Origin of the sequence: Daejeonella sp., assembly GCF_046590655.1 — a bacterium.
Classification (GTDB): Bacteria; Bacteroidota; Bacteroidia; order Sphingobacteriales; family Sphingobacteriaceae; genus Daejeonella.
Map to the genome: position 1 here is coordinate 1 of NZ_JBKJUM010000069.1, position 18,658 is coordinate 18,658.

The following is an 18,658-nucleotide window of genomic DNA, read 5'->3' on the forward strand; positions in this document are numbered from 1 at the left end:
CCGGTAAACTTCAGCGAACTCTCCTCTGATCGTCCTGCTGAAAAAAGCAAAGCTATCAGGGAACGGGTAAGTGCAGGGCGGGAAATACAGATTGCACGATTCGAAGAAATACAAGATGTATTTTGCAATGCGCAGATGAGCCCCAATATGGTCAGGAATATTTGTAAGATCAATAATGCCGGGCAGGCACTTCTAAAACAGGCTATGGAAAAGCTCGGATTATCAGCACGGGCGTATGACCGAATCCTTAAAGTTTCGCGCACTATTGCCGATCTGGCACAAAGTGATGAGATCGAACTGGAACATTTGGCGGAAGCTATTCATTATCGAAGTCTTGATCGGGAGGGATGGGCTGGGTGATGCACTCTAAAATAGCAGAATTATTTTTTTAGATTTTCTAAATATATTTTTAATTTTCTAAATTATTCCTATTTTTGTAAATGCCTTTTTATGGTTATCATCAGCTATGGAACACTTCGTGATTTTTTTGAAAAGCACGCAAATTCCAAAGATGCGCTTAACAATTGGTACCGGATTGTTTTGAAAAGTAACTGGTCTGATTATCACGAAATGAAATCAATGTTCAATTCAGTTGATGCCGCAGGCAATGACCGATTTGTTTTCAATATCAGAGGCAGTAAGTACCGCTTGGTTGCCATGATATTTTTCGATATTCAAACACTTTATATCCGGTTTGTAGGTACGCATGCAGAGTATGATAAGATTGACTGTTCAAGGGTATAACCACTTCCTAGTGACAGATAAATCATGGATTTTTAATGAGTTAAAATGAAAAAGGTTACAAAACTGAGCGATTACCAGGATATCATGATACAGATTGGTAATCTTATGGCCAAAGGAAGCGAGGGTGTTTCTAAAAAGGAACTGACCGAAATACGTAACCTCGCTTTAGCCCTGCAGGATTATGAACAAAAGAAATATGTGGTCGACCCGCCTTCAACCTTAGCTGGGATGATCGAAATGCGTATGTATGAAATGAGTCTTAAGCAAAGAGATCTTGCTAAAAAACTGAGAATAAGTGATGCAAAACTTTCTCTGATCCTGAATGGAAAGCAAAAGCCGGATATTGACTTTCTGAAGGCAGTCCATACCGAACTGCATGTCGATGCGGAGTTTATTTTGAAGCACGCGTAATATAGGTTGCGTCCCAAGAATTTCCGCATCTGGTTTCCCACATCTCGCTCCTAATTTTATTCCTACCTTTGCCCTAATGGATTACCAGGTACACACCCTGCAAAATGGAATACGCGTTTTGCATAAACCCACAGCTTCAAATATTTCACACGCTTGCATTATTATTAATGCCGGTTCCCGGGATGAGGGTGATTCTAAAGACGGTCTGGCACATTTTATCGAACACCTGCTTTTCAAGAAAACGGAAAAAAGAAATACTAATCAGATTCTCAATCGGCTTGAACTGGTAGGGGCAGATCTGAATGCCTACACCACAAAAGAATACACCTGCGTTCACGCTTCCTTTCTAAAACCGCATCTCGAACGCTCTCTCGACTTGTTTGAGGACATTGTTTTTCACTCCGTATTTCCAGCGGAAGAGATGGTCAAAGAGAAAGAAGTAATTCTGGATGAAATAAGCTCCTACCAGGATCAACCTGACGAAGCCATAAATGATGACTTTGAAGACTTACTTTTCGAAGGACATAATCTTGGCCGGAATATTCTGGGAACAAACGAATCCGTGCAGGCCTTTACTCAAAACGACATTCATGATTTTATAAAATCAAACTACAGAACCGATGAAATTATTATAGGCGTTTGCGGAGATTACCATTTTAAGAATGTTATCAAGTTAGTTGAAAAGCTTTTCGGACTGATCGTACCGAACAAACATGAACGAAAACGCACTGCTCTAAACAACTATTCCCCGAAAGAACTTCGTTTCGGTAAGCCTATAAATCAGTCGCACTGCGTAATTGGCAACCGTTCATATGCGATGCATCATCCGGACAAGGTTGGGTTCCTTCTTTTAAACAACATTCTTGGGGGTACAGGGATGAGTTCGCGCCTAAATCTCGAAATCCGGGAGAAATACGGCATTGCCTATACTATCGAATCAAATTATACCCCGATGAGCGATACCGGCATTTTCTCAATTTACCTTGGAACCGATGCGGAAAAGATGCCCAGAGCATTAAAACTTGTAGATCGCGAGCTAAAGAAACTCAGGGATCAGCAGCTTGGCCCATTACAGTTACACCAGGCTAAACAAAAGTTTATTGGACAGATAGCACTTGGTGAGGAAAACAGGATGGGAATGATCATCTCTATGAGTAAGAGTCTGCTGGACTATGGAAAGGTTGACTCACTGGATGAGGTTTTTGGAAAGGTAAATAGTGTATCCTCCTCACAAGTTTTGAGCATTGCAAACCAGATGTTTGATCCAAGCTCATTAAGTCGCCTGATGTTTGATCCTCAGGATTAATAAACCTGAGCGTCATCCCCCTGCACCGTCCTGAGCATTTGCATCATACACTTAAGAAGACTATTTTTGCCCCATGAAACTTCCTATTATCGCTTACGGCGATTCAGTTTTACGCAAAAAATCTGCGGATATAAGCACTGACTATCCTGAACTGGAAGTTCTCATCGCTAACATGTTCGAAACGATGTATGGAGCACATGGTGTCGGCCTTGCAGCTCCTCAAATAGGACTTTCAGTACGCTTATTTGTTATTGATGCTACGTCGTTCGCAGAAGATGAACCTGTACTGAAAGGATTTAAGAAAATATTTATCAATGCGCAGGTTATCGAAGAAAGCGGCGATAAATGGTCATTCAATGAGGGATGCCTTAGCATTCCGGAAATTCGCGAGGATGTATCGAGGCAGGATACAGTTAGAATCTCTTACTATGATGAAAACTGGAGCCTCCATGAAGAAACTTTTAACGGGTTGGCTGCCAGAATTATACAGCACGAATACGACCATATAGAAGGTAAGCTATTTACTGATAAATTAAGCCCGCTTCGTAAAGCCTTACTTAAAAACAGACTGGATTCTATTTCAAAAGGGATGGTGAAGGTTGATTATAAAATGAAATTCCCGGCTCTAAAAAAAGGCAAACGCTAGTCTTACTGCCCCCTGCTCTTATCCCCATTTACAATCTGCTGAATCAAGGCTCCCCATGCGAATGGGTTTAATAATGGGTTTGCTAATCTCTGGTTAATATTTCTATTGGTTAACCTTGCATGATTATTTTGGAAATTATAGCTCTGCATTTCTGCACCGTCCCTGGGCAGGCTCGACATCATTGCTGAAAGACTTTCTTTTGAAACATTTTTCCGGGCTATTTCCAAATCATCGTCCGCAAATTTCATGGTCATAAACTCCCGCTTAAATTCGTCTGTACTTGCCCAGGGATACACACGGACCATAGGCAAATTAATGACGTCTTGCTTCATAGCGACCACTACAGTGTAACTGTTATCTGTCAGATCTTTCGGAATTACAATTCCTTCCTTTTTGTAACCAATGGCTGTGAAGAGTAATGTGTCGCCCACATTGACAACGAACGAGAAATAGCCTTTGTAGTTTGCAGCATAGAACCGAGTTCTCCCGGTTACATTGGTAATTGTTACATAAGGGACAACAGAATTACTATCGACATTCACAATTACCCCTGAAAATTGTACAAGTTTTTTAGCAGCGGTTTGAGAGAACCCTGTTATTGCTGCAAAAAAAAGGACCAGGAATAAGGAAATACGCATTTTCAAATCTAGTATAATCAGAATGGATGGTTTGTTAAATTGTGTTAAAAGCAATTCCAAATAGAAACAAACGGTGATTTCTAATATGTATTGCTATTGAAGCCTTTCGGGAAGAACGGCAGATGGGTCATCTATATCTGTTAAATTAACAGCCTCAATACCCTCTATTTCAGGAACAGATCGCATAATTGCCTGCTCAATTCCAGCTTTCAAAGTCATGATACTCATCGGGCATGAACCACATGAGCCTAGTAGACGCAAACGCACAACATTCGCGGCAGTTATCTCCTCAATCGATACATTTCCACCATCTGCCTCAAGATACGGGCGGATGGTATCTAATGCAGCTTCAACTCTTTGCAACAAATCCATTGTGTTCATTTTTATAAAGATACGAATTTTTTAAAAAATGTTAGTTAGATGCGTTTCGGATAGCAACCTGCTGAGCAACTCGTTCCGCTATCTGCATGAAGGCAGCACCCATCAGATCGTTGTCATTCATAATCACTGGCCTTCCTTCATCTCCAGCATCGCTAATGCTCTTTACCAAAGGTATTTCGCCAAGGAAAGGGATCCCATATTGTTGCGCCAGTGCCTGTCCACCATTCTGTCCAAATATATAGTATTTGTTTTCAGGCAGCTCGGCAGGTGTAAAGTAAGACATATTCTCTACCACCCCCAATAAAGGGACATTCACCGAGTCCATCAAAAACATCCCCAAGCCTTTTCGCGCATCGGCAAGTGCAACATTCTGAGGTGTAGTCACAATTACGGCTCCGGTAATTGGAAAACCCTGTGTAATTGTGATATGGATATCTCCTGTTCCTGGAGGAAGGTCGACAATCATATAATCAAGTTCTCCCCAGTCGGCATCATTAAACAATTGCTTAACAGCCGTCGAAACCATGGGCCCCCGCCATGGAACAGGTTGATTTGGATCGGTAAAAAATCCGATAGACAATAATTTGATGCCATACTTTTCTATCGGTTCAATTCGCGTTTTACCTTCGGAATTTTGGGATGCATGCGGCCGTTCACCTTCCACACCAAACATGATCGGAATGGAAGGGCCATAAATATCTGCATCGATCAGGCCGACCTTTGCACCTTTCCTGGCCAGCCCGAGTGCAAGGTTAACGGCAACGGTCGATTTTCCAACGCCTCCCTTTCCCGAAGCCACAACAATGATATTCTTTATGTCTTTAAGGCCGGGCTCCATCCTGCTTGTTACCCGAGATGTCATGTTTATTGAAATTTCCGCTTCTTTGCTTACAAAATGTACTATTGCATTCCTGCAAGCATTTTCAAGCATGTCTTTCATCGGGCACGCCGGCGTGGTCAATACCACGCTGAAGCTTACCTTGTTGCCTTCAATTTTAAGATCCTCTATCATGTTCAGACTTACCAGATCTTTTTTGAGATCTGGATCTTCAACATACCTTAATGCACTAAAAATCTGTTCGGACGTAATCATTTTTGAATTTAAAAGAAATTGTAGTGGGATATCTTGTTGTCATCGCTACAAAATTAACAGCTCGGTCTAAGCAGTAAAAACGGTTCTGCATTCTGCATAAAATAGTCTGCCTGCCTGGTAAAGAGGGTTTTTTATATATTTGTCAACAGCAAACATTGAGTTTATCGGTTTAGTACAAATCTACTAAACCAGAAGGGTTTATCAGTACCGGTAAAAGGTATTTTACAGTGGCTTGACCGGCAAAATAAATATGACAAAAACGTTTCTAGGCTTTAATACGTTATCTTTCAAAAGATCGGGAAACCTTTTTATGCAGATACCTCGGAAATACTACAAAATAGCTTTCATAACCATTATTAGCTTGCTGACTATTCTTGTGGTGGCGGGCAGTATCGCCTATGCCAAAAGGGAAGCAATATTACGATCCGCGATTGAAAAAGGCATTAACAAGGCCAAACGGGATTATGATCTTAATGTAAAAATTGGTAGTGCAGGCTTTACCGGACTCTCCACGGTTAGTTTCAAAAATATAACAGTAGTGCCGGAGAATCGGGACAGTCTTGCAAATATCCAGGATTTTAAAGTTGGCGTGAAACTGTGGCCATTGTTGTTTGGAGATATCAAGCTTTCTGAAATCATCCTTAACAAAGGTCAGATAAGTCTCGTGAAAAAAGATTCCTTAAGCAATTATGATTTCATATTCCGAAAGAAAAGTGTTGACAGCACTGAAGTTAAATCCGAGTTAAATCTTTCGAAACTTGCTAACAGCCTTATCAACCAAATGCTATATAAGATCCCGGATGATATGGATATCAGGGATTTTGAAATTAAGTTCAGGGACGACACAACAGCACTAAACTTCTACACAAGCAGTGCAACAATTGATGATGGAGAAGTTGAATCGACTGTCAAAGTAAATGGAAATGAATCTATCTGGCATTTTCAAGGTACTGTAGATCCAGGCGACCAGCAGCTAGATTTGATAATGTTTGCTGATAATAAAAAGGTCGAGCTGCCGTTCCTGGAGAGAAGGTTTGGACTGAAACTAAGTTTTGATACTGCTTCAACTCAAATGACAGGAATAAGTAAAAGCGGTGATGAGCTCGAAATTAATGGATCGTGGGGGGTTAAAAACCTGCTTGTAAACCATCCCAGGATTTCTTCCAATAACATTGTTGTTCCATATGCCTCTCTCGATGCTGATATGATAATAGGAAAAAACTTCGTTTCTATTGACAGCGCCTCGACTATTCACTTGCAAAATATTGAACTGCATCCTTTTATTAAATATACCTTATCACCAACCAAGATCTATGAATTAAAGGTTCGAACTGATGAGATAGATGCTCAGGAAATGATTAATTCGTTCCCGCAGGGCCTGTTTGAATCGCTGGAAGGAATGCAGGTTAAGGGTAAGGTTAAGTACAACATGGATTTTTATCTGGACGCAAAAGCGCCCGATAGCCTCATTTTTAATTCTGAACTAAAAAATATTGACTTTAAGGTCGTAAAATGGGGTAAAACAAACCTTCAGAAAATCAATAAGACGTTTGTTTACACTCCCTATGAATATGGTAAACCGATGCGAAATATCGTTATCGGTCGGGAGAACCCAGACTATGTTTCGCTTGATCAGATTTCTCCAAATCTCAAAAACGCACTATTAACTGCCGAGGACCCTTCCTTTTACAGCCATAATGGATTTGTTTCAGAATCGTTCCGAAATTCCATAATTACCAATTTCAAAGAAAAAGCTTTCAAACGCGGTGGAAGCACTATTTCCATGCAATTGGTGAAGAATGTTTATTTAAGCAGGCAAAAGACGATGGCTCGCAAAGCTGAGGAGATGCTTATCGTCTGGATTATTGAAAACAGCAACCTCTCAAGTAAACAAAGAATGTTTGAAATCTACCTCAATCTGATCGAATGGGGAAGGAATGTTTATGGTATAGGTGAAGCATCGCGTTATTATTTTGGCAAACTACCTTCCCAGCTGGATATTGGGGAGGCGATATTTCTGGCTCACATAGTGCCACGTCCTAAATCAGGACTTTACCGCTTTGAAGGTGACGGTAGCCTGCGGCAGTCACTTCGAGGCTATTTCAGGCTTATTGGTGGGCTGATGGCACGCAGAGGCTTTATTGCTCAGGACAGCAGTATCTACGGATTTTATTCGGTCAGGCTACGGCCGGACTTACGGTCCGGCATACCTGTAGTTGATTCGTTAACTGCTGATAGTATTATGACCGTAGAGCCTGAAGAAGAGCTGACGATTCTGGAGAAGATTATTGGTAAAAGACGTCCAGATACCGTTAGTGTTAAAGATTTGAATAAAGCCAGGCCTGTTCCAAAGGACAGCGTTAATGTACCTGCCAACTTACGAAGAGAAAGAAGGGAACAAAGGAGGCAACAGAGGGAGGCCGACAAGAATGAAGACGATTAATTTGACTAAGTTTAATATATGAGGATTGAAATAGACGAAAAAGTTTTCGATGTGATGCTGGAATACGAGCAGATCAAAAAAAGAATCCGGCTGATAGGTATTCAGCTAAATGTTGATTTTGAAAACCGGATTCCAGTTTTTGTTGGAGTCTTAAACGGCAGCTTCATTTTTCTTGCAGATCTCATAAAAGAAATTGATATATCGTCTGAAGTAACTTTTGTCAAAGTCTCTTCCTATGATGGCGACAAAAACACTGGCAAAATAAAAGAAGAAATTGGGCTTCAAATGAAATTGAAAGACCGGGATGTAATAATTGTCGAAGATATTGTAGACAGTGGCGAAACCTTACGATATATCCTTGATATGATCAAAGCAGAAGAACCCGCCTCCATTAATGTCTGTACACTCCTTCTAAAACCCAAATCCTTAAAAACAAAATTCGAGGAGATCTGCTATATAGGCTTTGAGATTCCGGATGAATTTGTTGTTGGCTATGGTCTGGATTATAACGGACTTGGAAGAAACCTTAGGGACATTTACCGCGCGGTGCCCAAAAATCAACTCTAATCCTGTAAATCTTATAAACATGCGTTAGTGGTTCTTGTTGCCGGAAAAATGTACTTTTGCTTAAATATTAAGCCAAAAAAATGACCATTCATAAGGAGGGCTACTCATCCATAGCACTTTGCGTACTATTTATTTTTATTCTGAATGCTATTATTCAGTATTTGCTTCCCGACCTGAACTGGCTTCACTGGACTATTTATTTTCTTTCATTCGTTCTCTTCGTTATTGTTCTTCAATTTTTCAGAAGCCCTAATATTATTCTCCAAAGGAATGATGAGCAGGTAATCTGCCCGGCCGACGGAAAAGTAGTGGTAATTGAAGAAACCGAGGAAACAGAATTCCTGAAAGATAGACGTATCCAGATCTCGGTTTTTATGTCGCCGATAAATGTTCATGTGAACCGAAATCCTATATCCGGAAAGGTTATTTTTTCAAAATATCATCCTGGAAAATTCCTTGTAGCCTGGCACCCTAAATCATCTACTGAAAATGAGCGAACTACGGTTGTAGTCGAAAACAGCAATGGCGTATCTGTTTTGTTCCGGCAAATAGCAGGGGCATTGGCTAGAAGAATAGTCTGTTACTCAAAAGAAGGAGATGAAGCAGTTCAGGGCGAACAATTTGGTTTTATCAAATTTGGCTCGCGCGTAGATTTATTCCTACCTCTGGGATCTGAAATCAATGTGGAACTCAACCAGATGGTAAAAGGCGGAATTACTGTACTGGCACATTTAAAATTGGCTGAATAAAGATAAAGCAGCAGTACTAAACCGGCTTTTCTCCACGATATTCCTGAAATAACGAATGCAAAGGCTTGGCAAAGCTCGCTCCATTTTCTGCAACAATCTTCATTATCTGATAATTTATCTCTTCTTTGATCTGGGCATAATCTGCACCATCGGCAACTACTATAAAGTATTGAATCTGGATATTTAGTGCCGACTCGCCCATAGTATCGAATGTGACAATGGTATCTTCTCCTATTAAAGGCCGTGAGTTAATGAAAATTTTAATTTCCTCCGCTATTTTCATCATCACATCCGAAGGCGTATCATATTTAAGCCCGATATTGAACTTCATCCGATGTGAAATCCGAAGGCTAAGATTTTCAAGAGGGCTGTCTACCATTTTCTTATTAGGGATAACCACCAGGGTTTTGTCTATCGTGCGAAGAAGGGTGCTTCTAAATCCAACTTTTTCAATAGTTCCTTCATACTTATCAATTCGAATAAGATCTCCAACAACAAATGGCTTATCTGCAAAAATTGTAAAGGATCCCAGCAAGTTTTGTAAGGTATCCTGAGCAGCAAGGGCAACCGCAATTCCCCCAATTCCCAACCCTGCTATTATTGTTGCAACATTAAGATTAAATACCCAGCCGAGTACGACAAATACAGCGAAAATAATCGCTATTATTTTAGTAAGTTCCTTTACGAAGGGTACCATTTGGTCATCCGATTTATTGTCTGTAAGAGATGATTTGTAAAGGAAAATATGAGCTACGAAGTCGATTAGCCTGAGAAGGATTCTGAAGAAGGAAACAATAAAAAAAAGTAGGAAAAGCTTATCAATTAACTGGATAAGTTTGATTTCATACACCACCGGCACTTTTCCTGAAGTGTTGGTTCTTCGGAAAATTACCTCACTAAGAGGATAATCGAGTTGGTTAATCGCAAGATAGGCGGCAATGAAGAGGATTAAGAGTTCTATTGGCCGCATGAGCAGTCCTACAAAAAACTTCGAATCAGTTCCTGAGTCTACACTTTTGAATAATTTATAGATAATCCGGCTGAGCATTCTTGAGAAAACCCGTTTGAATACGAGGCCAAAGATTAGAATACCGATTGCGATCAAATAGCTTTTGACGGTATTACCAAAAAAAATGTCGTTTAAGAAACCGGTTTCCATAAATTAGTAAATGAGATAAAAGCAAATTAGCAAATGTTTGCGAGGGCCATATTGTAGTAGTTTAATTCGATTTGCTTGATACTTAAACAAAAAAGCCTCCCCGAAAAGATCGGGAAGGCGAAATCTTATAGGTCTAAATTATACTCTTTTAGATTTGATACGAGCTGCTTTACCAGTCAGCGCGCGTAAGTAGAATAGCTTCGCTCTGCGAACTTTTCCGTGGTTGTTTACATCAATTTTATCGATGTTAGGGGAGTTCACAGGGAAGATACGTTCTACACCTACTCCGTTTGACATTTTGCGTACAGTGAACGTTTCATTCACTCCCACACTATTGCGCTGGATAACAACACCCTGATAAATCTGGATACGTTCTTTATTTCCTTCGCGAATTTTATAGTGAACGCTAACCGTATCACCAGCTTTGAATGCAGGAACTTCTTTTCTAACTACTACCTGCTCTTCAACAAATTTTACTAAATCCATGATTTTAAGCTCTTAAAGTCGATTTTTAGCCCGTAAAAATCGGATTGCAATATTACGAATAATTATTAACAATTGAAAAGAAGTGGGAATATTTTTAAGGAGTTGTAAGTAATACGTTATACGTTATACGTTTTTTCGTCGTGTACTTAGAATCTCCAATTCAATTGAAATTCTGCTAACAGCCGCTCATACCAGATATTTTTCTAGAAAAATTACTGACCATAAAATTGAAGTTTCAATTTGCTGCGTATTTCGCAAACGTACAACGTATAACGTATAACGTATTACTCCAATAAATCCGGTCTTCTCTTCTCCGTCCTCTCTACAGCCTGATCATGCCGCCATTCATTAATCTTTGCTTCGTTTCCGCTTAGTAATATGTCCGGCACTTTATGGCCATTCCAGTCGGCGGGCCTGGTGTATACCGGTGCATCCAGCAAATCGCCCTGGAAGGAATCGGAAAGAGCGGATGTCTCATCGTTCAGCACGCCGGGTAATAATCTAACTACACTATCGACAAGCACTGCAGCCGGTAGTTCACCACCTGAAAGAACATAGTCGCCGATTGAAATCTCCCGGGTTACAAAAATGTCCCGAATTCTCTGGTCAATGCCTTTGTAATGCCCGCATAGAATAATGATGTTTTTTTTGCCAGACAATTCATTTGCCATCGTCTGGTTTAACGTAGCGCCATCTGGTGTCATAAAGATCACCTCGTCATAGTCCCGCTCCGACTTAAGTTTTTCAATACAGTTGGCAAAGGGTTCAATAGTCATTACCATGCCGCTGCCACCACCATATTGGTAATCATCAACCGATTTTTGCTTGTGCGTAGAGTAATCCCTCAAATTATGCACAAAGATCTCAGAAAGTCCCTTAGATTGCGCACGCTGTAAAATGGAGTGGGCAAAAGGGCTTTCAAGTAAAGCGGGAAGAACGGTTATGATATCGAAGCGCATTGGAGTTATACGTTGTGAGTTATACGTTATACGTCTGGGCGGAGAAAATGGCGTACTTATTCTCCTATGTAAAGGTCGATCAATCCTTCCGGAAGATCAACTTTTAAAATTCCATTCTCTTCATCTATTTCCATAATGAGGTCGTCGTTCAGTGGAAATAGAACTTCCTTGAACTTGTATGGCACCACAGCGACATATTGCTGAGGGTATTCATGGATCTCAATGATCTCGCCAAGCTCCCCCGCTGTTTTGTCGTGAACAATAAATCCTTTAAGATCTGTGATCAGGAATTCATCAGCATCCTTAACAGGCTTCAAATTCTCAGGAAGATATAACTTTTTGCGAACGAGTGTTTGGGCCTTTTCAATGGTGTCTATATCATCAAAGTAGAAATTCCCTGTTTGATTATTTTGGAGTTTGTAATTCGATACAAAATATGGAACCAGTTTGCCGTTAATTTCAGCAAACACCGAATCTAGCAGCAGGTCTTCGGGTTCTTCATATTCGAAATAGATCTGCACCTCACCTTTCAAACCCTTGGTCTTAGTGATATATCCGATATAAAAACATTCTTCAATCTTCATAGCATCCAAACAAGAACGTCATTGTAAATGACCTAAAGAGGTTCATTCGCAATGACGTTAAATTAAGTTTTAAAAGATAATTATGCTTTTTCCTCTTCAGAAGCTTCGGCAGCTGGTTCTTCAGAAACAGCTTCTTCAACCGGCGCTTCTGCAACCTCTTCTGTAGCAGGTGCTTCTTCAAAAGCTGGTTCTTCAAAAGCAGCTTCAGCAACTGGTGCTTCTGCAACCTCTTCTGTAACAGGTGCTTCTTCAACAGCTGGTTCGTCAGAAGCAGCTTCAGCAACTGGTGACTCTACGGCAGGTTCGTCAGCAGCAACTTCTTCTGAAGCTTCAGCTTCCGGAGTCTCTGCAACTTCTTCAGTCACTTTTTCTTCTTCAGCAGGAGGAGTGTTCTTTGCAGCTATCGCAGCAGCAACTTCTTCTTTCTTCTTGGCTTCTGCAGCTAAGGCAGCTTTCTTAACTTCATCTTTCGATTTAGTCAAAGTCTCTTTCTTGCCCGCTATCTTACCTTCTTTGCTATCTAACCACTCAGAAAATTTAGTCTCAGCTTGTTCAGCAGTTAAAGCTCCTTTTTTAACCCCACCTTCAAGATGTTTTTTGTACATCACACCTTTGTAAGAAAGGATTGCGCGACAAGTATCTGTAGGCTGTGCACCTTTGTTAACCCAATCCAACGCTTTGTCGAAATTGATGTCAATAGTTGCTGGGTTTGTGTTTGGATTGTAAGAACCGATACGTTCTATGAATTTACCATCTCTTGGAGCACGTGCGTCTGCTACCACCACATGATAGAAAGGTTTTCCCTTTTTACCAAATCTTTGCAATCTGATTTTAGTTGCCATTTTTCAAGTTTTATGTATTCAACATATTCCCGGAGTCTATTCTGCGGGGTTGCAAAGATACAAATAAATCGGATTTAAAAAACTCAATTCGCTATTTTTGAGGCATGTCTGAAAAGAAACTCCGAATTGCAGTAGATATGGATGAAGTTATAGCTGATCCAATCGCCAAATTTATTAAGCTTTATAACCGGGATTACGGGATTCCTCTGGACTTAAAGATTGATCCTGGAAATGAACTTGGTATGCATATGCCGGAACACGCAAGGTTCAAAATATATGAATACATTAATGAAAAAGGCTTTTTCCGCGACTTGGATGTGATTCCTGATAGTGTGGAGGTGATGAAAGAACTTCAAAAGAAATATGAAGTTTTTATTGTTTCAGCGGCTATGGAATTTCCAAACTCATTACAGGATAAACTTGAATGGATGGCTGATCATTTCCCGTTTATTGGCTGGCAGCATATCATGTTTTGTGGTTACAAGATTGTGAATACGGATATTATGATTGACGACAGGATCAAAAATTTTGTGGATTTTGAGGGGAGAAAGCTCCTGTTCAGCTCGCCTCATAATATGTTGTTGACTGATTACGAGAGGGTGAATACGTGGAAAGAAGTTGCGGAAAAATTGTTGTAGTCATCAAAATTTGATTTCTTAATTAATCTATTCTCACTTTCTTAATTTCTGAAATACGCTTTGTAATTTTCTATTCTCTTAATAATCTAAATCCAAACCATTAACAAGCCAAACCATGATTGTAACAACCACAAATAACATCGAGGGGAAAAAAGTAACCAAATACTTCGGGATAGTTTCGGGTGAAGCTATTATCGGTGCTAATATTGTCAAGGATTTCTTTGCTGGCATTCGTGATATTGTGGGCGGACGCTCCGGATCGTACGAAGAGGGGCTTCGGGAAGCGAAAGATATCGCTTTACGCGAAATGCAGGAGCAAGCTTTCCGCATCGGTGCCAATGCTATTCTGGCCGTTGACCTTGATTATGAAACGCTTGGAAGCAATGGAAGTATGCTGATGGTAAGCGCATCAGGAACTGCCGTTATTGTCGAAGATGTTGTAACCCTCTAAAACGAAGTTAGTTTATTAAAGGGTTAAATATTATTTAGATTGGTCTCTACATAGTCGATTAGTGCGTGGATTACCTTTATGTGTATCTCCTGCGCCCTGTCGGAATATTCTGATCGGGGTGCCCTAATCTCCGTTTCGCATAATGCTGCCATCTTACCTCCGTCATTTCCGGTTAGGCCAATAATACGCATACCTTTGGTTTTCGCAGCAGCAATTGCATTCAAAATACTTTCGGAGTTCCCACTGGTGCTTATGGCAAAAAGCACGTCGCCTTTTCTGCCAATAGCTTCAACCATTCTGGAGAAAACAAATTCATAGCCGTAATCATTGGCCACGCAGGATATGTGTGCGGGATCAGAAATTGATAGGGCCGGGTAGGCTGGCCTGTCATTCCGATATTTTCCCGACAGTTCCTCTGCAAAATGCATGGCATCACACATTGAACCGCCATTGCCGCAGGAAATTATCTGGTTTCCATTTTGAATAGCCTGCACCAGTATCTGACCTGCTAATTCAATATTCTTAAACGAATTGGGGTTGTTTACAAACTGCGTCAGGATATCCTGTGCTTCGGTAAAGTGCTTTTTGATTTGTTCCATCAGGATTTTACAATTTCTCGCTCGCGTCAGGATAACTGAATCAGATTCTTCTAAAGATTAAAGTGACAGGATTTCAACTATTTTTAACAATTCTTTATTCACGTCTGTATTGTGTTTTATTGCCTGCCCGAAAGGAGTGAAATGAATTTTACCATGTACAATGCCTATCATTTCACCTGTTTTCCCTTCAATCAATGATTCAACGGCTGCAACACCCAGTCTGGATGCAAGTACTCTATCCATACATGATGGAGCGCCGCCACGCTGAATATGGCCGAGTACGGACACGCGAGTATCAATCAAAGGAAATTTATCTTTTACCCGCCTAGCTATTTCAAAGGCACCACCGGCGTCATCACCTTCCGCCACGATAATGATCTTCGACGACTTATCCTTCCTGCTCATTTCCAGCCTGGCAAGTAAAGCTTTGATGTCCGTTTTAGTTTCCGGGATAAGAATAGCTTCAGCACCCGTGCCAATTCCGCTTCTTAATGCGATAAGGCCTGAATCCCGTCCCATAACTTCAACGATGAACAAGCGGTCATGAGATTCGGCAGTGTCACGTATCTTATCAACGGCATCAATAACAGTATTAATAGCAGTATCGTACCCGATGGTGAAGTCCGTGCCAAGCAGATCGTTGTCGATAGTCCCGGGCAGGCCAATTACAGGAACTTTGAACTCATTATAGAATATATTTGCTCCTGTAAAGGTTCCGTCTCCGCCAATGGCTACCAATGCATCAATATTATTTAACTTTAATTTCTCAAATGCTTTCTTTCTGCCTTCAGAGGATCGGAATTCATCACTTCGGGCAGTTTTTAAAACGGTACCCCCACGTTGGATAATATTTGCCACAGATTTTCGCTCCATTGGAACAAAGTCGCCACTGATCATACCATCATAACCTCGCAAAATTCCGGTAACTTTAACGCCATAGTACAACGCCGTTCGAACAACTGCGCGAATGGCTGCATTCATTCCGGGAGAATCGCCCCCGGATGTAAAAACTCCAATATTTTTAATTGTTTTCTTAGTCATGTTAGTCATTGCGGCTAAAAGCAGTTGTGCCGCTGTTTAAAAAATTAATATAATTGTTAATGTCGAGGTTAAAAGCTTGAGGAGTTACTAATGGTTTACCATCGTGACCTGCTATTACATAATATGGTTGCGAGTTAGTTCCAAAAGTTGAAGCCTGAAAGTCGCTCCACTTTTGCCCAATTGTTTTAATATTCTTTCCGCTAAAGGACGACGTATACTTTTCGTTTTCGGCCAGTTCGGTTTTATCATCGACGTACAAAGATATCAAAACGTAATCTTCTTTTAGTCTCTTTAGCACCTCTTTATCCGGCCATACGCTAGCTTCCATTTTACGGCAATTGACACAGCTCCATCCTGTAAAATCTATCAAAATCGGTTTATTAACGCTTTTTGCATAGGCCAGACCTTGTTCATAGTCGTAAAAAGCATCTAAACCATGTGGCGCATGAAACAGACCCGAATATTTCTTTCCGGCGGTTTCCGCATCTGCTGTTGAAGCCGTTTTGGTCGAGTAAAGATCAAAGTCCTGCGTAGTTTGAGGCGGAAGCCAGGCACTAAGAGGTTTTAAAGGAGCGCCCCATAAGCCTGGAATCATGTAAAAGGTAAATCCCAAGATAAACATTGCGAAAAACAACCTCGGCAATGATAAGAAATCAGTTTCCGCGTCATGGGACAAGCGAATTTTACCCAATAGATATAATCCCCAGGCTCCGAAAACAACGATCCAGATGATCAGGAATATGTCGCGGTTAAAAATATTCCAGTGATATGCCAAATCAACATTTGACAGGAATTTAAATGCCAGTGCTATCTCCAGAAAGCCCAGAGAAACCTTTACAGTGTTTAGCCAGCCCCCCGATTTCGGCATTTCTTTAAGCCAGGAGGGGAAAATTGCGAACAAAGTAAATGGAATGGCAAGCGCAGAGGAGAATCCCAGCATCCCTATAGCCGGACCCAGATAAGATCCTTTAGAAACTGCATCTACCAATAGCGTCCCTATAATTGGTCCGGTACACGAAAAGGAGACGAGCGCAAGCGTAAACGCCATGAAGAACAAACCTACGAAACCGTTTTGGTTAGACTTTTCATCCATTTTGTTCACCAGTGATGATGGTAGTGTGATCTCAAAAGCCCCCAGGAAAGAAACCCCGAATACTATCAATGCAGCAAAAAACAAAAGGTTAAAGGTTGCACTACTGGCTGCTTCGTTAAGGGCTGAGGCGCCAAATATAAGCGTGATCAATAATCCCAGAGCGACATATACCAGAATAATAGATATTCCATAAATAAATGCACTTTGAATGCCTTTAGCCCTTGAGCCAGACTTCTTTGTGAAGAACGACACTGTAAGTGGAATCATCGGATATATACACGGCATAAAAAAGGCTGCAAGGCCGCCAATAAAACCAGCGAGGAAAATCCCCCATAAAGATCCTCCTGTGTCAGGTGCAGTTAAAGCTTGGCTTTTTGGAGAAGAATTATTTTTTCCCGATACTACACCGGGTTTAATAGTGTCACCAGGGTTTTTCCGGGCGGAGTCACTTAATCCGGACACATTTGCCGCCCCCGGTACAGCACCCGAAACGGGAATCTTAAACTCCACTTCTGCGGGTGGCAAGCATTTCTGATCATTACAAACCATAAATTCAAGGATCCCAGACACGGTTGTACTCGGGACATTCAGAAATATACGTTGCCGGAAATCAACTTTGTCCTTATGCCAGGCAATTTGCATGTCAAAGTTTTTATCAAATGCTGATACTGCTTTTGGCAGTTCGCTAACTGTACCCTTAAGCTTGTAACTGCTTGAAGGAACAAATTTAAAGGAGGTAGGAATTGGTCCGCCATCTTTAATAAACTGGGAATATACGTGCCAACCTTTGTCAATAGTTGCTGTTATAACCAGGTCAAATTCTGTATCATTTATTTTTTCTGATCTATAGCTCCAACGAACGGGATCTTCGATTTTAGCGTTCGGGTCAGCGAATTGCGCATAGGCTCCTATGCTCAGAAACATGGCAATAAATACCAATAAATTCTTCATATTATGGTTTCAACATTAATAAATTGGACCTCTTTGTTATTAAAATACATCAACCCTTCTTTAGTTTCCATTTCAAGCTGACCGGAACTATTCACTCCAGTAATTTTACCAGCAAAAATACCGCAATCTGATTTGAATGTTGACCATTGATTCAAAAGATACAAGTGGGCTGTATAGTCACGCGTAATCTTATCATAGTGTCCTGCTCTTAGCTGAAGGTACCTTGCCTCTACGGCATTGCAAATTTCGCTTAACAAAATGTCTAAGTCGTAATCCTTATGTAATCCTTGCTTTAGCGATGTAACATTTTTAAGAGTCGCGGGGAAATCAATCTGGTTTACATTAAGTCCGATCCCAATTATGGCATGTCTCATTTGGTTACCGCTCACTATATTTTCTATCAGCATTCCAGCTACTTTTTTGTTGCCAATGTAGCTGTCATTAGGCCATTTTATTGAAGCGGTATTACCAGCATAAGCTCTCAGTACGTCATTTAAGGCTACGCTAATGGCTTTATTAAGTTCGAATTGAAGTTGTACCGGCAAAAAGGAGGGGTTTAGCAATATGCTAAACGTCAGATTTTTTCGTTCTTCACTAAGCCAGCTGTTATGAGATTGCCCCCTGCCAGCAAATTGCTTCTCTGCCATTATTACAGTGCCTTCCAATAATGGCGTAGATTTTGACAAAGCATCCTTTAGAAAGGTATTTGTCGAGTCTACCTCTTTTAAAGTAATAAGATTTTGTCCTACAAATAGTCCTGAAAAAGTATTATTTTGCAATTAAGATTTGCTTTATATAATTATCAAAACTAATTTTTTTTAATGGTAAAAAATAAAATAGCTCAAGAATCAACATCAATCTCAGAACTTGTGATCCA

20 protein-coding genes and 2 pseudogenes are annotated in these 18,658 nt (G+C 40.6%); 10 read left to right on the plus strand and 12 right to left on the minus strand.

The annotated features are described in order from the left end of the window. The 5 genes and pseudogenes from ACLL8Z_RS07320 to def form a co-directional block, all read left to right on the plus strand. Positions 1–360 (plus strand): annotated as a pseudogene (locus ACLL8Z_RS07320) (magnesium chelatase); the annotation flags it as partial. Positions 361–450: 90 nt separating this feature from the next. Further along, on the plus strand, positions 451–744 hold the full coding sequence (locus ACLL8Z_RS07325; RefSeq protein WP_411274116.1) for a type II toxin-antitoxin system HigB family toxin: 294 nt from the start codon (positions 451–453) through the stop codon (positions 742–744). A gap of 45 nt (positions 745–789) precedes the next feature. Next, positions 790–1,155, plus strand: a complete 366-nt coding sequence (locus ACLL8Z_RS07330; protein WP_411274117.1) for a helix-turn-helix domain-containing protein — start codon at positions 790–792, stop codon at positions 1,153–1,155. Positions 1,156–1,231: 76 nt separating this feature from the next. Then, on the plus strand, positions 1,232–2,461 hold the full coding sequence (locus ACLL8Z_RS07335; RefSeq protein WP_411274118.1) for a M16 family metallopeptidase: 1,230 nt from the start codon (positions 1,232–1,234) through the stop codon (positions 2,459–2,461). A 73-nt stretch (positions 2,462–2,534) separates the two neighbouring features. Next, positions 2,535–3,107: a peptide deformylase gene (def, locus tag ACLL8Z_RS07340; protein WP_411274119.1), complete on the plus strand. Its 573-nt coding sequence runs from the start codon at positions 2,535–2,537 to the stop codon at positions 3,105–3,107. A gap of 2 nt (positions 3,108–3,109) precedes the next feature. On the opposite strand, the gene ACLL8Z_RS07345 is transcribed toward def, so the two are convergent. The 3 genes from ACLL8Z_RS07345 to ACLL8Z_RS07355 all read right to left on the minus strand — a co-directional run bounded on the left by ACLL8Z_RS07345 (position 3,110) and on the right by ACLL8Z_RS07355 (position 5,219). Beyond that, positions 3,110–3,745 carry a hypothetical protein gene (locus ACLL8Z_RS07345; protein WP_411274120.1) on the minus strand — a complete coding sequence of 212 codons (636 nt, stop codon included), beginning with the start codon at positions 3,743–3,745 and terminating at the stop codon, positions 3,110–3,112. Between the two features lie 93 nt (positions 3,746–3,838). Next, positions 3,839–4,117, minus strand: coding sequence for a NifU family protein (locus ACLL8Z_RS07350; RefSeq protein ID WP_411274121.1), 279 nt, complete (start codon positions 4,115–4,117; stop codon positions 3,839–3,841). Positions 4,118–4,157: 40 nt separating this feature from the next. Further along, positions 4,158–5,219 carry an Mrp/NBP35 family ATP-binding protein gene (locus ACLL8Z_RS07355; protein ID WP_411274122.1) on the minus strand — a complete coding sequence of 354 codons (1,062 nt, stop codon included), beginning with the start codon at positions 5,217–5,219 and terminating at the stop codon, positions 4,158–4,160. A gap of 250 nt (positions 5,220–5,469) precedes the next feature. Here ACLL8Z_RS07355 and ACLL8Z_RS07360 point away from each other — a divergent pair, with 250 nt between their 5' ends. The 3 genes from ACLL8Z_RS07360 to ACLL8Z_RS07370 all read left to right on the plus strand — a co-directional run bounded on the left by ACLL8Z_RS07360 (position 5,470) and on the right by ACLL8Z_RS07370 (position 8,978). Then, positions 5,470–7,662 (plus strand): transglycosylase domain-containing protein, encoded by a 2,193-nt coding sequence (locus ACLL8Z_RS07360; RefSeq protein ID WP_411274123.1) that lies wholly within the window; start codon positions 5,470–5,472, stop codon positions 7,660–7,662. A gap of 18 nt (positions 7,663–7,680) precedes the next feature. Next, positions 7,681–8,229, plus strand: coding sequence for a hypoxanthine phosphoribosyltransferase (gene hpt / locus ACLL8Z_RS07365; RefSeq protein ID WP_411274124.1), 549 nt, complete (start codon positions 7,681–7,683; stop codon positions 8,227–8,229). Positions 8,230–8,309: 80 nt separating this feature from the next. Further along, positions 8,310–8,978 carry a phosphatidylserine decarboxylase family protein gene (locus ACLL8Z_RS07370; RefSeq protein ID WP_411274125.1) on the plus strand — a complete coding sequence of 223 codons (669 nt, stop codon included), beginning with the start codon at positions 8,310–8,312 and terminating at the stop codon, positions 8,976–8,978. A gap of 16 nt (positions 8,979–8,994) precedes the next feature. Here ACLL8Z_RS07370 and ACLL8Z_RS07375 read toward each other — a convergent pair whose 3' ends face one another. The 5 genes and pseudogenes from ACLL8Z_RS07375 to ACLL8Z_RS07395 all read right to left on the minus strand — a co-directional run. Next, positions 8,995–10,137, minus strand: a complete 1,143-nt coding sequence (locus tag ACLL8Z_RS07375) for a mechanosensitive ion channel family protein (RefSeq protein ID WP_411274126.1) — start codon at positions 10,135–10,137, stop codon at positions 8,995–8,997. Between the two features lie 138 nt (positions 10,138–10,275). Beyond that, positions 10,276–10,623 carry a 50S ribosomal protein L19 gene (rplS, locus tag ACLL8Z_RS07380; RefSeq protein ID WP_411274127.1) on the minus strand — a complete coding sequence of 116 codons (348 nt, stop codon included), beginning with the start codon at positions 10,621–10,623 and terminating at the stop codon, positions 10,276–10,278. Between the two features lie 284 nt (positions 10,624–10,907). Further along, on the minus strand, positions 10,908–11,582 hold the full coding sequence (trmD, locus tag ACLL8Z_RS07385) for a tRNA (guanosine(37)-N1)-methyltransferase TrmD (RefSeq protein WP_411274128.1): 675 nt from the start codon (positions 11,580–11,582) through the stop codon (positions 10,908–10,910). Between the two features lie 56 nt (positions 11,583–11,638). Then, complete coding sequence (gene rimM, locus ACLL8Z_RS07390; protein ID WP_411274129.1) at positions 11,639–12,166, minus strand: ribosome maturation factor RimM; 528 nt, start codon at positions 12,164–12,166, stop codon at positions 11,639–11,641. A gap of 305 nt (positions 12,167–12,471) precedes the next feature. Beyond that, positions 12,472–13,008, minus strand: a pseudogene (locus ACLL8Z_RS07395) (30S ribosomal protein S16); the annotation flags it as partial. Positions 13,009–13,112: 104 nt separating this feature from the next. Between ACLL8Z_RS07395 and ACLL8Z_RS07400 the strand changes: the two are divergent. Next, entirely contained in the window at positions 13,113–13,646 is a 534-nt protein-coding gene (locus tag ACLL8Z_RS07400; RefSeq protein ID WP_411274130.1) for a 5' nucleotidase, NT5C type, read from the plus strand. A 115-nt stretch (positions 13,647–13,761) separates the two neighbouring features. Beyond that, on the plus strand, positions 13,762–14,097 hold the full coding sequence (locus ACLL8Z_RS07405; RefSeq protein ID WP_411274131.1) for a heavy metal-binding domain-containing protein: 336 nt from the start codon (positions 13,762–13,764) through the stop codon (positions 14,095–14,097). Between the two features lie 23 nt (positions 14,098–14,120). On the opposite strand, the gene lpcA is transcribed toward ACLL8Z_RS07405, so the two are convergent. From lpcA to ACLL8Z_RS07425, 4 genes are read right to left on the minus strand one after another with little or no spacing between them, the layout of a single operon-like run. Further along, positions 14,121–14,696 carry a D-sedoheptulose 7-phosphate isomerase gene (lpcA, locus tag ACLL8Z_RS07410; protein WP_411274132.1) on the minus strand — a complete coding sequence of 192 codons (576 nt, stop codon included), beginning with the start codon at positions 14,694–14,696 and terminating at the stop codon, positions 14,121–14,123. A 57-nt stretch (positions 14,697–14,753) separates the two neighbouring features. After that, positions 14,754–15,737: a 6-phosphofructokinase gene (gene pfkA / locus ACLL8Z_RS07415; RefSeq protein WP_411274133.1), complete on the minus strand. Its 984-nt coding sequence runs from the start codon at positions 15,735–15,737 to the stop codon at positions 14,754–14,756. A 1-nt stretch (position 15,738) separates the two neighbouring features. Next, positions 15,739–17,781 carry a cytochrome c biogenesis protein CcdA gene (locus ACLL8Z_RS07420; RefSeq protein ID WP_411274134.1) on the minus strand — a complete coding sequence of 681 codons (2,043 nt, stop codon included), beginning with the start codon at positions 17,779–17,781 and terminating at the stop codon, positions 15,739–15,741. Further along, complete coding sequence (locus ACLL8Z_RS07425; protein ID WP_411274135.1) at positions 17,778–18,560, minus strand: biotin--[acetyl-CoA-carboxylase] ligase; 783 nt, start codon at positions 18,558–18,560, stop codon at positions 17,778–17,780. Before ACLL8Z_RS07425 ends, ACLL8Z_RS07420 begins: the two co-directional genes overlap by 4 nt. Positions 18,561–18,658: the final 98 nt, after the last annotated feature.

Coding starts and splice junctions, on each gene's coding strand:
- ACLL8Z_RS07375 (WP_411274126.1), bottom strand. CDS start 10,137: ATGGAAACCGGTTTCTTAAACGACATTTTTTTTGGTAATACCGTCAAA.
- ACLL8Z_RS07355 (WP_411274122.1), bottom strand. CDS start 5,219: ATGATTACGTCCGAACAGATTTTTAGTGCATTAAGGTATGTTGAAGAT.
- ACLL8Z_RS07405 (WP_411274131.1), top strand. CDS start 13,762: ATGATTGTAACAACCACAAATAACATCGAGGGGAAAAAAGTAACCAAA.
- rimM (WP_411274129.1), bottom strand. CDS start 12,166: ATGAAGATTGAAGAATGTTTTTATATCGGATATATCACTAAGACCAAG.
- lpcA (WP_411274132.1), bottom strand. CDS start 14,696: ATGGAACAAATCAAAAAGCACTTTACCGAAGCACAGGATATCCTGACG.
- ACLL8Z_RS07370 (WP_411274125.1), top strand. CDS start 8,310: ATGACCATTCATAAGGAGGGCTACTCATCCATAGCACTTTGCGTACTA.
- ACLL8Z_RS07360 (WP_411274123.1), top strand. CDS start 5,470: ATGACAAAAACGTTTCTAGGCTTTAATACGTTATCTTTCAAAAGATCG.
- ACLL8Z_RS07345 (WP_411274120.1), bottom strand. CDS start 3,745: ATGCGTATTTCCTTATTCCTGGTCCTTTTTTTTGCAGCAATAACAGGG.
- ACLL8Z_RS07350 (WP_411274121.1), bottom strand. CDS start 4,117: ATGGATTTGTTGCAAAGAGTTGAAGCTGCATTAGATACCATCCGCCCG.
- ACLL8Z_RS07330 (WP_411274117.1), top strand. CDS start 790: ATGAAAAAGGTTACAAAACTGAGCGATTACCAGGATATCATGATACAG.
- trmD (WP_411274128.1), bottom strand. CDS start 11,582: ATGCGCTTCGATATCATAACCGTTCTTCCCGCTTTACTTGAAAGCCCT.
- ACLL8Z_RS07400 (WP_411274130.1), top strand. CDS start 13,113: ATGTCTGAAAAGAAACTCCGAATTGCAGTAGATATGGATGAAGTTATA.
- ACLL8Z_RS07335 (WP_411274118.1), top strand. CDS start 1,232: ATGGATTACCAGGTACACACCCTGCAAAATGGAATACGCGTTTTGCAT.
- ACLL8Z_RS07325 (WP_411274116.1), top strand. CDS start 451: ATGGTTATCATCAGCTATGGAACACTTCGTGATTTTTTTGAAAAGCAC.
- hpt (WP_411274124.1), top strand. CDS start 7,681: ATGAGGATTGAAATAGACGAAAAAGTTTTCGATGTGATGCTGGAATAC.
- pfkA (WP_411274133.1), bottom strand. CDS start 15,737: ATGACTAAGAAAACAATTAAAAATATTGGAGTTTTTACATCCGGGGGC.
- rplS (WP_411274127.1), bottom strand. CDS start 10,623: ATGGATTTAGTAAAATTTGTTGAAGAGCAGGTAGTAGTTAGAAAAGAA.
- ACLL8Z_RS07420 (WP_411274134.1), bottom strand. CDS start 17,781: ATGAAGAATTTATTGGTATTTATTGCCATGTTTCTGAGCATAGGAGCC.
- def (WP_411274119.1), top strand. CDS start 2,535: ATGAAACTTCCTATTATCGCTTACGGCGATTCAGTTTTACGCAAAAAA.